Consider the following 13,839-nt stretch of genomic DNA (forward strand, 5'->3'; position numbering starts at 1 on the left):
CCCTTCTTAAGGGGGGGACAAGATTCTTCTCAAAGTCCCCCTTCTTAAGGGGGATTTAGGGGGATCGAGATATGTGCAACTTCAGATTAAATTGGTATTAAGAGGGGACAAGAGTTTAACTGCCTAATCTAATCTCAAACATCATAAATCAACACTCCAAAATATTTAAAATCGTCCTACTAAATTAGCCACCATTAATCCTAGTACAACCGGCTGGATGGGCTTAACCATATGCCTTTGAAAACCGGCTTTGATCGCCCGATCGCGTTCTTTATCGCTCGCATAGGCAGTCAGCGCTGCGGCTGGGATTTCTCCTCCGGCTTCCGCAGCAAGAGCTCGCACTTCTCGAATTAAGAAATACCCATCTTCCTCTGGCATTCCGATATCGGAGATTAGCAAATCATATCTGCCCGGATTTTCAGTCAAAGCAGCGATCGCACTTCTGGCAGATGCAACTGCCAAAACCTCCGCCCCGTAGCCTTCAAGCACAAATTGTAAGAAGTCGCGCGTATCGATCTGATCGTCTACGGCTAAAATGTGCAAGCCTTCTAGAGAGGGGACGCGATCGCTAGAGGCGTTTAAAGGCCCTACCAAAGCAGTTGACTTTAAATCGATCGCCGCTGTCAACTCTTGAGGCAGCGATCGCAACGGCAATCTCACAGTCATTGTAGTTCCTTGTCCCTCACCCGGACTTTCGGCTTGCACCGTTCCCCCGTGCAATTCAACCAGGTGACGCACGATCGATAAACCCAATCCCAACCCTTGATTCGCCTTCACGCTGCTGGAATCGCCTTGATGGAAACGATCGAAAATATACGGCAAAAATTGTGCCTCAATGCCTTTTCCTGTATCGCTGACTCGAAGTTGAGCATGATTCTCGATCGTCGATAGCATGATTTCCACTCGTCCCCCCGCCGGAGTAAACTTAATCGAATTAGACAGGAGATTCCACACAACTTGCTGCAAGCGATTGATATCCCCTAAAACAGTCGTAGAAATCAACTGCGAAACAATTTGAATGTTTTTTGCTTCGGCTGATAATTGAACGCCCTCCAGCGCCGCTTGCACCACTAACCGCAGATCGATCGGACAAATGCACAGTTGAAGCTTGCCACTCGTAATCCGGGAAATATCCAGGATATCTTCGATTAACTGAGATTGCGCCCTCGCGCTGCGCTCGATCACCTCTAGAGCCTTATTAACGGCTGCTTCCTTCAGTTTCCCGGAACGCAGAATTTGTGCCCAGCCCAGGATCGGAGTCAAAGGATTGCGTAATTCGTGGGAGAGATTCGCCAGAAATTCATCTTTACTACGGTTGGCTGTTTCTGCCTGGTGGCGGGCAAACTGTTCCTGCAGTAATAACTGCGATCGTACTGTCTCAAACTGCTTGCGCTGCGTGATATCCTCGATCGACAACAGAATCATTAAAGCTTGGTCTTCTCGTTCAAGTTTACAAGCATTCAGCAGCATGGTTTTCTGCCCTATCTGCTCAAACAGGTGATCCAACTCAAAGTTTTCAAGCTGAACATCACTCACCAGAATATCTTCCAGAATCCATCGCACTTGGGGGATATTCCACTGCCCGTTGCCTAGCTCAAACAGCGAAAATTTTGCTATTTCTGACGGTGAAACCTGAAACATTTCATAGAACGATCGATTTGCTTTATTCACTCGGAAATCAGCATCTAGGACGACTAAAGGCGTTTGCACAGTTTCCACAATAGTTTCAGCATAATTTCGGGCCTCCTCCAAGGTTCTGGCACTGCGTTTAAGAGCATCGATATCGAGCAAAACCATCACCACACCGTCAATCTGGTTTTCCGTTGTCCGGTAAGGACGAATGCGGAGGTTGTACCAATATCCCGATAAAGTTTGAACTTCTTGTTCTTTCGTCTGGAGAGTATCAATCACCTCCAAAATCATCTGTTCCAAGTCAGGAACGTTCAGAGTTGAACGGATGTCGCTAAAGGGTCGTCCAACATCTGTGGGAATCACACTAAAAATTTGCTGTGCCGTTGGCGTAAAACGTCGAATCTGTAAATCGTTTGTCAGCATTAAGATAGGGATATTGATACTGGAAAGCAAATTTATCAGATCGTTATTGACCAGGCTTTGTTCAATATTTCGGCTGCGAAGTTCATCGTTAGTGGTAGTGAGTTCCTCGTTAGTGGCTTGAATCTCTTCTTTGGCAGTTTCTAACTCCTCATTGGTGCTTTGCAACTCCTCGTTGCTCGATAGGATTTCTTCGTTCGCAACTTTGAGGTCTTGGTTGAGACTTTCCTGATCCTGGATCACCGCTTGCAGTTGGGCTTGAGCCGCAGTTTTTTCTTGGTTAGCGGCTGCAAGTTGCTGCCTCAGCAGCTCAATTTCGCGCACTAAATCAGGTTGCTCGAAGCTTTCAGAAGGGAGGGTGATCAAGTTAAGCACCGAAGGTGAAGCCTCTTCAAATACCACCAAAAAGTAGCGTCCTTCGATGGCCTGTGGCCGGAACGGAATCACCTCAAAATTGACGATACTCGATCGTCCGCCCGATTCAAGCAATACCCTTTCTTTCCTAACGGTTACGTTCTGCGTTTGTGCCTGATAAATCGCGGTGCGAAGCTCAACCAGCAAGCCTGCCCTTGCCATTGCCAGCAAGTTTAAGTCGGGCGTTCCGGCTACCACTCTCAAGTAAGGATCGATGTCTCCCCGCACTTGCAGGATTTTCATCTGCTCGTTGACAACCACACTGGCTGGGGCATATCGATTTAAAATCAGTTGGTCAGTTTCTTGTTGTAAATCCAAGCTATTCGTAAAATTGTTTTTCACTTCCTCCCGTTCACGTGCTTTAGCGACGGGATAGGAACTCGGCGTAAACGAAAAATGGGGACGAGTCGCAGTCAACTTTTTGGCATAAATTTTAGACTTTTTATCCACTGAAGTAAACAAGTAGGAAAATTCTCCGGTACTCTCAGAAGTGCCTAACAGGAGAAAGCCCGTTGGCTTAAGACTGTAATGGAAAATCGGCATCACTTTTTTTTGCAATGACTCTCCCAAGTAGATCAGCACATTGCGACAGCTAACTAAATCGATATTGGAAAAAGGCGGGTCACTGCCTAAGTCTTGTCGGGCAAATACACAAAGTTCGCGGACTGCCTTGCTGATTCTATAGCTACCTCTTGCTTCGGCAATAAAGAAGCGAGTACGTCGTTCTGGTGAAACATCTACCATCTGGTTTTCTGAGTAGACGCCACACCTCGCTTTGTTGATAGCGTGTTCGCCAATGTCCGTGGCAAAAATCTGGATCGGTGGCTGAATGGCTCGATCGCCCAAAAACTCTAACAAGCAAATGGCGATCGAATAAACTTCTTCACCTGTCGAACATCCCGCCACCCAAATCCGAATCGGAGTTTCGGCCGATTTATTTTTGGTAATCGTGGGGAAAACCAGTTCTTTTAACTTTTCAAAGGCTTCGGGATCGCGGAAAAAACTGGTAACGTGGATCAGGATTTCTTCATACAGGGCTGTGACTTCAGCCGAATTGTATCGAAGATGTTGGGCGTAATCATCCAAGATTTCCAGCTTGTACAACACCATCCGTCGCTGGATGCGTCGAGCGATCGTCCTGGGTTTGTACTGGCTAAAATCAACGCCTGTGGTGGATTTCAGCAGCGCAAAAATAGTAGCCAGGGCATCTCCCTGTTCGGGCGATTCCTCAACTTTTGTCATGGCAAGCGGGCCAGTGAGAAGGGGATTGTGACTATAGTTTGCCAGTTCCTCGGCAATTTTTTCCGGTGGCAGAACGAAATCGACATTGCCTGTCGCAACAGCGGTATTCGGCATACTATCGAATTTTGCTGTGTCTTGACATTGAGCAAAAGTCATGCCTCCGGCTGCTTTGATTGCCTTGAGCCCGAGTGAACCGTCTCCGTCTCCCCCGGATAATACTACGGCGATCGCTTTGTGCCCGCGATCGATCGCCAATGAGGTAAAAAACGCATCTCCCGGCATATATTTGCCATAAACCTTCTCGCGCGGTGATAGTTGCAGGACGCCTTTAGATAGCACCATCTTGGTGTTAGGCGGAATAACGTAGACTTGATTGGGTTCTACAGCTACGCCGTCTTTTACCTCATTCACAGGCATTTGGGTGGTTCTCGCGAGAATCTCGCTAAGCAGACTTTTGTGATTGGGATCTAAATGCTGAATCAGCACAAACGCCATACCCGTATCGGCCGGTAAATGGCTGAGTAACTGCGTGAATGCTTCCAACCCTCCTGCTGAGGCGGCAATTCCAACAATGGGAAAGGGGGCATCGGTTTCGGTTAATTGTTCGCTGTCGAGGGCGGCTGGTGCGATGGCTTCGGGTGTATTTTCTGGAGATAATTGAGGAGAAGTCATGCTATGAAGTCGAGGACTTCAGCTATTCAGCAACCTACAGTTCTCGCAAGATGCTGCTGAAGAACCCGTACTATACTTAAGTATACCTTAAGTTATGGGTATTATGCAACTCATTTAATGAGTAAGTATACTGTTGGAGCCATGATCTGAGCGCTCTCGAACAACTCTATCTGCTGTTGGGGCGATCGTAACGAGAGGCTGGCAATAACCAAGTAGTATATCTGCTTGCCTACTTAGCTTTTTTCACCGACAAGTGTAGCAGACAGCGGGATTACTGATTCCGTATTAATTCTAGCAGTATAAGCGACTTGTGCGCCTTGTATTCCTTTTAAATCTTCTACTCGTTTTTGAATTTCGGAGACTCCAGCAGCTTTTAATGCTGTTAAAAATGCTTGGTCATGATAAACTTCTTCGGAAAATGAAACTTCGTCACTTTTAGAAAGATTTTGAATGCGGGCGGCTTTGTTGACTGTCGAGCCAAAATAGTCGATCGAGTTATTAAGATTTACCAGCAAAGCCGTGCCTCGGTGAATGCCAATCCTGACTTGAATCCACTCTGGTTGTTGGCGAGTTGAGTTATACTCTCTCAAACAGGCTACAGCAGCAGTGGCAGCCATAATTGCTTGTTCGTTGCTGATAAAAGAAGCCATGACAGCATCGCCGATGGTTTTAATGACTTTACCGCCAAATTTCTCGATCGACTCAAAGAAAATTTCAAAATGATCGCGCACAATATTGTAAGCTTTGGTATCTCCTAGTGTTTCGTACATTCTGGTAGAACCGGTAATATCAGTAAACATAATAGTAATCGCCCGAATCTTGACTCGCTCTCTTTCCGAGATTACTCGATCGCCGAACAAACGCTTATAATCCGGGTGATGAAGCAGTTGCATTCCTGACAGCCGCAGGGGCAGTTGTTCTACTGTCAATTCATCGGGCAATTCATCTGAATGCAAAATCAGCCCCGACAAATTGTGTTCGCTATTAGTTAATTCTATCTTGAGTTTTCCCGGACGCACGGCAAGCTCTTTTTTATCGAAATCTGGGCCGGCCAACTGCTGGAGTTGAATTTCTTGTATCTCTTCTGTTTCTTCGCCTTCCACCTTTAAAATCCCTTTAGCTAAAGTCAGGGGACAGCAGTAGCGATATCGACCTTTTTCTAAGCTAACTATCTCGGATTCGGTGCAGTATAAAGGTGTTACCAGTTGCAGTTTGCTCTGGAGTACGGGAGGGGGAGCGCAGACGGGCCGCAGTTGCGGGTCTTCGATTTCTTTGTTCAGGGAAAAAGTGACTTCCACGCGATCGAGCAAATCAATGTTGAACTCGCGCTCGCACATCGGGCAAAAAGACATTTCTGATGTGTCTGCCAAATCCTTAAATTCTTCTGTAATCATGTTGCAGTGCGGGCAGTGAATATCCCAGTGCAAGTCGAAGGCACCGGCTTTCACTCCGTGCAGAAATTCCGAAGTAATTCTTTTAATATTCTTGACTGTACCGCCTGCTAGGTAGTAAGGATTAATTCTCAATCTCTGCAAAATGTGGGAACCGGTTAACCAGTTTTCGATTTGGTCGATCGTTCCTTTGCTCGAATTGGGACGTTTTTTTAGCTGTTCTAATTTTTCTTTTAATAGTTCGATGTTCATGATCCACTTGCCTTTGAGCGTCAGGGCAAGAAATTTCTAAGTATTATTTTGTGTAATTTGCTTGTCTAGTTTGTTTTTGCCTGAGAATGCTGATGAGTTTGCACTTGTGCGGATGTCCCTGATGTTTGTAAATCTTAACAAATTAGCAGCATAAAGGCTATGCCTATTTAGGCAGAGCGATCTGCAACTTGTATTAATTCCAAGTGCGATCGCTGCATCGAGCTACAGAAATATCTTATATTTCGGTAATTAATAATGGGGAATCGTCAACCCGCCAGCAGCGACTAATGACTAATAACTAATGACTAACTCAAAAAAAAAAGAGGGAATTTTCCCTCTTTTAATCACACTAACTAAGATGTTATTCTTCCGTCGCAGGAGGGATTTCTTCCTCTACATCTAATACGGCTTCGGGTGCTGCTTCGGGTGCTGCTTCGGGTGCTGCTTCCACTGCTACTTCCGGCAGATCCTCTTCCATTGCTGAGGGCACATCTTCGAGTTCGTCGGAGAGGTCATCATCAGCATCAGTTGAGTCTACAGGAACGTCTATGCCTGCTTTAGCTTGCTTTTGAGCCAGCATTTTCTCCCGGAACTTAGCTGCCATTTCCTCAGCTTTTTCGTATACCAATTCGCGATTTTTGACCATCGCTCCAGGCTCCGGTTCCAACTGCTTGGTGGAGAGAGAAATCCGGCCTCTCTCGGCATCCAAGTCAATGATCATCACTTTCACTTCGTCGTTAACATTGAAAACGCTATGAGGCGTATCGATGTGATCGTGCGAAATTTCCGAGATGTGCAGCAAGCCGCTGACGCCGCCGATGTCGATAAAGGCACCGTAAGGCTTGATACCGCGTACTGTACCGATGACGACTTCCCCGACTTCGAGGCGGTTCATCTTGCGCTCAACTAAGGCGCGACGATGACTCAACACTAGGCGGTTGCGGTCTTCGTCTACCTCTAAGAATTTTAATGGTAATTCTTCGGCGACTAATTCTTCCTTCGGTTTGCGGGTACTGATGTGAGAACCGGGAATAAAGCCTCGCAAGCCTTCTATTCTCACGAGTGCGCCGCCGCGGTTAGTGGCAAATACTTGCGATCGTACTGTGGCATCTTCTGCTTGGAGTTGTCGCACTCTTTCCCACGCCCGCATATACTCGATGCGCCGGATGGACAGGGTTAATTGTCCGTCTTCATTTTCATCGGTGAGGATGAAAAATTCTCTGGTTTCGTTTGATTGCAATACCTCTTCAGGGCTTTCCACTCGATTGATGGACATTTCCTGAATGGGAATGTACGCTGCTGTTTTAGCACCGATATCAATCAGAGCGCCCCTGGGTTCTATACTAAAAACTGTACCCGCTACTACATCGCCCGGGCTAAAGTGATAGTCATATTTATCAAGTAGGGCTGCAAAATCTTCGTGAGTAAAGCCGATGTCTTTGACTGTGGTTTTGAGATTGACCATGCGAATAGTTTCCTAGGATTTCTCTCCTTCATGTTTTTCGTTTGTGCCGGCAGATATTAGAGATTTTGGTGAAAAAGCGATTAACTTTTTTCAAAATCTTTTACTAAAGTCAGTTTTCGCTAACTTTTGCCGGGTGCAACTGCACACCAGCGCTTGCCATTACTGTTACTCCATACTCTGTGTTAAAACGTTGCATCTTAACATTCCGAGTCAAGTAGACTATTTTGACACTCTCAGGTATAAATAAACTGAGATTCTTCATTCAACGAGCCGACTTGCTGGCGACAGGATTACTCCAGTCTAAGTAGAGGTCGGTTTCTCCAGAAGCGTAAATTTCGGTATGCCCTACCGTATTTAATTAGTCACCGATCTGTAGTTAGGTTTTGTTCAAATGCGAGCTTTCCTAAACTGCAACACCGTTAGGTGTGACTACGCACTCAACTAATCCAGTTAAGTTTTTACGTTGTCTAGTTATACTCTATTTTAGACCGATGACGATCATATCACACCCAGCACTCTTACTGAGAAAAAAGAACACTCGCTCCAATGAGAGTCCCTTGAGTCGCTATTTCTCCCGGCCTTCCTCGCGACATGGTTTTCAATCTCCCAGAATATTTCGATAAATTAATTTAAGCGAGCTTAGCTAGGAGTAGCGCAGGATGCTGGGCTTTCTCGATCGACTGCTTCGGAATCCGGCAAATCTGCGTCAAAATTTGTCTCCGTTTCTGTATCTTCAGCTTCGTTGAGGGGATTCTGAAGGTGATTTAGGGTATCTACAAAATCTCGGATGCCTCGAAATTGGCGGTATACCGAGGCAAAACGGACATAAGCGACTTCGCTGAGCGGCCGCAGGTGCAACAGCACCAGTTCCCCTATTTCTGAACTGGCGATTTCTCGGAGCGATCTACCTTGGAGTTGGGCCTCAATTTCTTCCGCCAGAGTTTCGAGATGCCCCGAAGACAAACCGGTTTTTTCGCAGGCCCGAATCAATCCCCTAACTAATTTTGACCTGTCAAAAGATTCGCGCTTGCCGTCCCGCTTGATCACCGTAATCGGCACAAATTCTATGCGTTCGTAAGTTGTGAAGCGGTGCTGGCAGCTCAAACACTCGCGCCGCCGACGGATGCTTTGACCTGATTCGGCTGAACGCGATTCTAGAACGCGACTATTTGTGTGTTGGCAGGAGGAACAGCGCATGATTGCTGATTTTAACAGGCATTGCCAGCAAATTGCCATTCATCTAACCGCCTGGGGTCTGATGAATGGCTGGACTAGAAAAATCACTTAGCACACAGCAGTGAAATAGTCCCGCACCAAATTAGATCACTATGATGCGGGCTAACCGCAGTCCGGTTTAAGATATTTTGGACTTGCTGGAGGCGTATAGCTAATTATTTGCCAATCCGGGGAGGTTCCCGAAAGGCGATCGCAAAAAATAGTACGCCTATGGCTAAAGCCAGAATCAAAATGTAAGCAACGCTTTCCATGTTAAATTTTCCCTATCTTCCCTTGCCGTATTATCTTATCTTAATTGTTGGTTTTATTATTAACTAAAAAAACCCGGTTTCTTCAAGAAACCGGGTTTTTTTACACCGGGGATGTTTCCCGGCTAGCCAGAGGCTGGCGAAATTTAGAGAGGTTCTTCTCTTCTGGTGGTCACGTCGCCCAGTTTTTGGAACAGGCCCCACTCGACTTGTTCTTCCAAGTCAGCCTCAACTCCAGCAAACACGTCGCGGAAAATAGTCCGAGAACCGTGCCAGATATGGCCGAAGAAGAACAGCAAAGCAAAGCAAACGTGTCCGAAAGTGAACCAACCGCGAGTCGAAGTGCGGAAAACGCCGTCAGAGTTCAAGGTTTCGCGATCGAATTCAAATACTTCACCCTTTTGAGCAGCGCGAGCAAACTTCTTAACATCTAGAGGATTATTAAAGGTTTGACCGTTAAGTTCGCCGCCGTAGAAGCTGACGGTAACTCCGCTTTGTTCAAAGCTGTATTTTGATTCAGCACGGCGGAAGGGGATGTCAGCGCGAACGACCCCATCTTTGTCCGTCAAAATTACTGGGAAAGTTTCAAAGAAGTTGGGGAGGCGGCGAACCGACAATACCCGACCTTCGCTGTCAGTAAATACTGGATGGCCCAGCCAGCTTTTCGCAATACCGTCGCCATTGACCATCGCGCCGGCCCGGAACAAACCGCCTTTAGCAGGAGAGTTGCCCACGTAGTCGTAGAAAGCCAATTTTTCAGGAATTTGTTCGTAAGCTTCTTGGAAGCCTTGACCACCGGCCAAGCTAGCTTGAGCTCTGCGATCGATTTCTTGTTGGAAATAGCCACTGTCCCACTGATAGCGAGTCGGGCCAAAAAGTTCGATCGGAGTCGCAGCAGAACCGTACCACATCGTACCCGCAACCACAAAGGCTGCGAAGAACACGGCAGCGATACTGCTAGAAAGTACAGTTTCGATATTCCCCATCCGCAGGGCTTTGTAAAGACGTTCCGGCGGCCGCACTGTCAAGTGGAACAAACCGGCAATTACGCCGACTACGCCCGCTGCAATGTGGTGAGCCACGATGCCGCCCGGATTATACGGGTCAAAGCCTTCAGGGCCCCAAGCAGGTGCCACTGGCTGGACGTGACCGGTCAGGCCGTAGGGGTCGGAAACCCACATTCCCGGGCCAAAAAGTCCCGAAAGGTGAAATGCGCCGAAGCCGAAGCAAAGCAAGCCGGAGAGGAACAGGTGAATGCCAAACATTTTTGGCAAGTCAAGGGCTGGTTCACCGGTGCGAGGGTCTCTGAAAAGTTCTAAGTCCCAAAATACCCAGTGCCAAACTGCTGCTAAGAACAGCAGGCCCGATAGAACGATGTGAGCGACGGCGACGCCTTCAAAGGACCAGAAGCCCGGATCGACGTTACCTTCGCCAGTGATGCTCCAACCGCCCCAAGAACCCGTAACTCCCAAGCGAGTCATGAAGGGCAACACGAACATCCCTTGACGCCACATTGGGTTGAGAACTGGGTCTGTGGGATCAAAAACTGCTAGTTCATAAAGGGCCATTGAGCCGGCCCAACCTGCCACGAGGGCAGTGTGCATTAAGTGTACAGAAATCAATCGGCCTGGGTCATTTAAGACGACTGTGTGTACGCGATACCAGGGTAGTCCCATTGACTGCGGTTCTCCAAGGTGTAAGTGATGATGTCTATTTTTACGGAAAAATCAGATTCTGAATCCCCAGCAGTTACCTGTAGGGTTTAAAACTCTGCCTTTTGCCGACTGCCATCTACCTTCAAAGGTGGAGGCATAAAAATGAAAGTTATTTAAAGAAGTGTATCGAGTGTTAGAACCGATTGCAATATGTTGAGCATTACATTAGTTGCGGATTGCCCATTTCGCAGCGGGCGGCGATCGTCCCGAGGCGTTCGAGGACTTGCTCGGCATCGATCAGTCTGGTGAGGGTGACGTTGCCGATATTTTTGGCGGGATCGGCGGGATCGGGACGGACTGCTGGTTGGACTTCTACCATGAGTACGGCGTCTTCTACGCGGTAGAGCCACATTTTTTCGTTGCGATCGGAAAGACAGAGGTTGAGCTGTTGGATGTCCGGCGGCCGCCTCCAGGCGGCGTGACTCCACTCGCCGCCTACGCCCCAGACGCGCCCAACTTTCCAGCCGTCGGATAAGAAGAAGTATTTCACTTGTGTACGCTTGTTGAGATTTTTTTGTCTAACATAGCGCAAAACTGCCTGATTACGGAATTATTGAACCGCGAAGGCGCGAAGCGTGCATATTAAATATGGTTATTCGATCGACTATTGCCTATAATATGCTATGTGCAGATAGTAGATTTACAGATCATTAGAATAAGTTAATCGAGCAAGAAACAGATGACAATTAGCCTGAAGACTATTATGGAGAATTTGCCTCCCGAACAACGAGCAATAGTCGAAAAGCGATCGATTGAGTTGATGGCTGAAGAAATGACCTTGCAAAACTTACGAAAAGCAAGGAAATTTACTCAGATTCGCATGGCAGAATTATTAAAAATGCGTCAAGAAAATGTGTCGCGACTCGAACGCCGTGCGGATTTGTTGGTATCTACTTTGCAAAGTTATATCGCGGCAATGGGTGGGGAGTTGTCCTTTGTCGTAGAATTCAAAGATCGACCCCCCGTAAAAATTACTGGATTAACATCGATGTTTGAAGAAAGCAGCTACACTAATGGAGAGGAAGAGTTTTAATTGAGGAAACTAAAACCTAATTTTGCCGGATGTCTATTCTTCAATCTAAAATCTAAAATCTAAAATCTAAAATCTAAAATCGAATGACCGCACAAACACCAGTAGAATTCCAAGACAGTTTCGACATCATCGTAGTAGGTGGCGGACACTCCGGCTGCGAAGCAGCCCTCGCCACTTCTCGCCTCGGCTGTCGCACCCTTCTCCTCACCCTCAACCTCGACAAAATTGCGTGGCAACCTTGCAATCCTGCTGTCGGTGGCCCGGCTAAAACCCAACTCACTAACGAAGTTGATGCGTTAGGCGGGGAAATTGGCAAAATGGCCGATCGCACCTACCTACAAAAACGCATCCTCAACTCTTCGCGAGGCCCCGCAGTGTGGGCGCTGAGGGCACAAACTGACAAGCGGGAATACGCCGCTGTAATGAATAATATTGTCGAAAACCAAGAGAATTTGACCATCCGGGAAGCGATGGTGACAGACTTAGTTTTGGGAAAAAACGAAGAAGTTATCGGAGTTGAAACATACTTCGGCGTCGCTTTTGAATGCAAAGCAGTAATTCTGACCACAGGCACTTTTTTAGGTGGCACGATTTGGGTAGGCAATAAGTCGATGCCCGCCGGACGTGCGGGAGAATTTGCCGCCGTTGGCTTGACGGAAACTCTCAACCGTTTGGGCTTTGAAACTGGCAGATTGAAGACTGGAACTCCGGCAAGAGTTGACAAACGTACTCTCGATTACACCAACCTAGAACCGCAGCCGGGAGATACAGAGGTTCGCTGGTTTAGTTTCGATCCAGAAGTTTGGATCGAACGGGAACAAATGCCTTGTTATTTGACTCGAACTACGCCTGAAACTCACCAGTTAATTAGAGACAATTTGCACCTTTCTCCAGTCTACGGCGGCTGGGTGGATGCGAAGGGGCCGCGCTATTGTCCAAGTATTGAAGATAAGATTGTGCGCTTTGCGGATAAGGAAAGTCACCAGATTTTTATCGAACCGGAAGGTAGAGATATTCCTGAACTTTATATCCAAGGATTTTCTACTGGTTTACCGGAAACTTTGCAATTGCAAATGCTGCGGACTCTTCCTGGTTTGGAAAAGTGCGAGATGATGCGCCCTGCTTATGCTGTGGAGTATGATTATTTGCCGGCTACTCAGTGCTTTCCAACGCTGATGACTAAGAAGATCGAAGGGCTGTTTTGCGCGGGTCAGGTGAACGGTACGACTGGATATGAGGAGGCGGCTGCACAGGGGATTGTGGCGGGGATTAATGCAGCCAGGTTTGCGAAAAATCAGGAGATGATAGTGTTTCCTCGCGAGCAAAGTTATATCGGCACTTTGATCGATGATTTGTGTACGAAGGATTTGCGGGAACCTTACCGGATGTTGACTTCGCGATCGGAATATCGGCTATTATTGCGATCGGACAATGCTGACCAACGCTTGACGCCGCTGGGACGGGAAATTGGTTTGATTGACGATCGCCGGTGGGAGTTATTTGAGCGGAAAAAAGCTAATATTGTGGCAGAGAAGGAACGCTTGTACTCGACGCGGGTGAAAGAGCACGAGGAAGTTGGCAAGGCAATTTTTGCGGGCACTCAACAAGCGATTAAAGGTTCGATTACTCTTGCTGATTTGTTGCGTCGTCCTGGTTTTCATTATGTGGATTTGGAACGCTACAATTTAGGAAATTCTAGTCTGAAGTTGGCTGAGAAAGAGGGTGCGGAAATTGACATTAAATATTCTGGCTATCTGCAAAAACAGCAAAATCAAATTGATGAAATTGTCAGACATGAACGCCGACAATTGCCTGCGGATTTGGATTACATGGCAATTACAACTCTCTCGAAAGAGTCGCGGGAAAAGTTGGCTAAGGTGAAACCGCTGACGATTGGCCAAGCGGCGAGAATTGGCGGGGTGAATCCGGCTGATGTTAATGCTTTGTTGATTTTTCTGGAAGTGCGAAACCGTCAGCAGCCAGCGGGTGTAGGTAAATAATTTACACTAGAGGTGTCTCAAGGCTTCCTTCAATTTTATGAAATATAGCAATCCTTGCAGGAGTCGTAAACTTTTTACCCCACCCCAACCCTCCCCTTATCAAGGGGAGGGAGTAAGAA

At 47.2% G+C, this 13,839-nt stretch carries 9 protein-coding genes; 2 read left to right on the top strand and 7 right to left on the bottom strand.

What is annotated here, in order from left to right:
- Positions 1 to 165 precede the first annotated feature (165 nt).
- From QUA90_RS19535 to QUA90_RS19565, 7 genes are all read right to left on the bottom strand, one after another.
- The gene (locus tag QUA90_RS19535; RefSeq protein ID WP_333447217.1) at positions 166 to 4,380 is read right to left on the bottom strand and encodes a chemotaxis protein CheB; all 4,215 of its coding nucleotides are present in this window, start codon (positions 4,378 to 4,380) and stop codon (positions 166 to 168) included.
- A gap of 233 nt (positions 4,381 to 4,613) precedes the next feature.
- Positions 4,614 to 6,023, bottom strand: a complete 1,410-nt coding sequence (locus QUA90_RS19540; protein WP_333447219.1) for an adenylate/guanylate cyclase domain-containing protein — start codon at positions 6,021 to 6,023, stop codon at positions 4,614 to 4,616.
- A gap of 361 nt (positions 6,024 to 6,384) precedes the next feature.
- Positions 6,385 to 7,488 carry a 30S ribosomal protein S1 gene (locus tag QUA90_RS19545; RefSeq protein ID WP_333447221.1) on the bottom strand — a complete coding sequence of 368 codons (1,104 nt, stop codon included), beginning with the start codon at positions 7,486 to 7,488 and terminating at the stop codon, positions 6,385 to 6,387.
- Between the two features lie 639 nt (positions 7,489 to 8,127).
- The gene (gene nrdR, locus QUA90_RS19550; RefSeq protein ID WP_333447229.1) at positions 8,128 to 8,685 is read right to left on the bottom strand and encodes a transcriptional regulator NrdR; all 558 of its coding nucleotides are present in this window, start codon (positions 8,683 to 8,685) and stop codon (positions 8,128 to 8,130) included.
- A 194-nt stretch (positions 8,686 to 8,879) separates the two neighbouring features.
- The gene (locus QUA90_RS19555) at positions 8,880 to 8,975 is read right to left on the bottom strand and encodes a photosystem II reaction center protein T (RefSeq protein WP_006635641.1); all 96 of its coding nucleotides are present in this window, start codon (positions 8,973 to 8,975) and stop codon (positions 8,880 to 8,882) included.
- A 143-nt stretch (positions 8,976 to 9,118) separates the two neighbouring features.
- Positions 9,119 to 10,648, bottom strand: coding sequence for a photosystem II chlorophyll-binding protein CP47 (gene psbB / locus QUA90_RS19560; protein ID WP_333080405.1), 1,530 nt, complete (start codon positions 10,646 to 10,648; stop codon positions 9,119 to 9,121).
- A gap of 199 nt (positions 10,649 to 10,847) precedes the next feature.
- Positions 10,848 to 11,177, bottom strand: a complete 330-nt coding sequence (locus QUA90_RS19565) for a hypothetical protein (protein ID WP_333037185.1) — start codon at positions 11,175 to 11,177, stop codon at positions 10,848 to 10,850.
- Between the two features lie 189 nt (positions 11,178 to 11,366).
- Here QUA90_RS19565 and QUA90_RS19570 point away from each other — a divergent pair, with 189 nt between their 5' ends.
- Together QUA90_RS19570 and mnmG are read left to right on the top strand one after the other, a co-directional pair.
- Positions 11,367 to 11,720 (top strand): transcriptional regulator, encoded by a 354-nt coding sequence (locus QUA90_RS19570; protein ID WP_333447223.1) that lies wholly within the window; start codon positions 11,367 to 11,369, stop codon positions 11,718 to 11,720.
- Positions 11,721 to 11,803: 83 nt separating this feature from the next.
- A complete protein-coding gene (gene mnmG / locus QUA90_RS19575) occupies positions 11,804 to 13,720 on the top strand; it encodes a tRNA uridine-5-carboxymethylaminomethyl(34) synthesis enzyme MnmG (protein WP_333447225.1) in 1,917 nt (638 codons plus the stop codon).
- Positions 13,721 to 13,839 lie beyond the last annotated feature (119 nt).

It is taken from the genome of Microcoleus sp. D3_18_C4 (assembly GCF_036702355.1).
Taxonomy (GTDB): Bacteria; Cyanobacteriota; Cyanobacteriia; order Cyanobacteriales; family Microcoleaceae; genus Microcoleus.

Excerpts from the sequence above, each read along its gene's own strand:
- psbB (WP_333080405.1), bottom strand. The coding sequence starts at position 10,648 with ATGGGACTACCCTGGTATCGCGTACACACAGTCGTCTTAAATGACCCA.
- QUA90_RS19535 (WP_333447217.1), bottom strand. The coding sequence starts at position 4,380 with ATGACTTCTCCTCAATTATCTCCAGAAAATACACCCGAAGCCATCGCA.
- QUA90_RS19545 (WP_333447221.1), bottom strand. The coding sequence starts at position 7,488 with ATGGTCAATCTCAAAACCACAGTCAAAGACATCGGCTTTACTCACGAA.
- mnmG (WP_333447225.1), top strand. The coding sequence starts at position 11,804 with ATGACCGCACAAACACCAGTAGAATTCCAAGACAGTTTCGACATCATC.
- QUA90_RS19555 (WP_006635641.1), bottom strand. The coding sequence starts at position 8,975 with ATGGAAAGCGTTGCTTACATTTTGATTCTGGCTTTAGCCATAGGCGTA.
- QUA90_RS19540 (WP_333447219.1), bottom strand. The coding sequence starts at position 6,023 with ATGAACATCGAACTATTAAAAGAAAAATTAGAACAGCTAAAAAAACGT.
- nrdR (WP_333447229.1), bottom strand. The coding sequence starts at position 8,685 with ATGCGCTGTTCCTCCTGCCAACACACAAATAGTCGCGTTCTAGAATCG.
- QUA90_RS19570 (WP_333447223.1), top strand. The coding sequence starts at position 11,367 with ATGACAATTAGCCTGAAGACTATTATGGAGAATTTGCCTCCCGAACAA.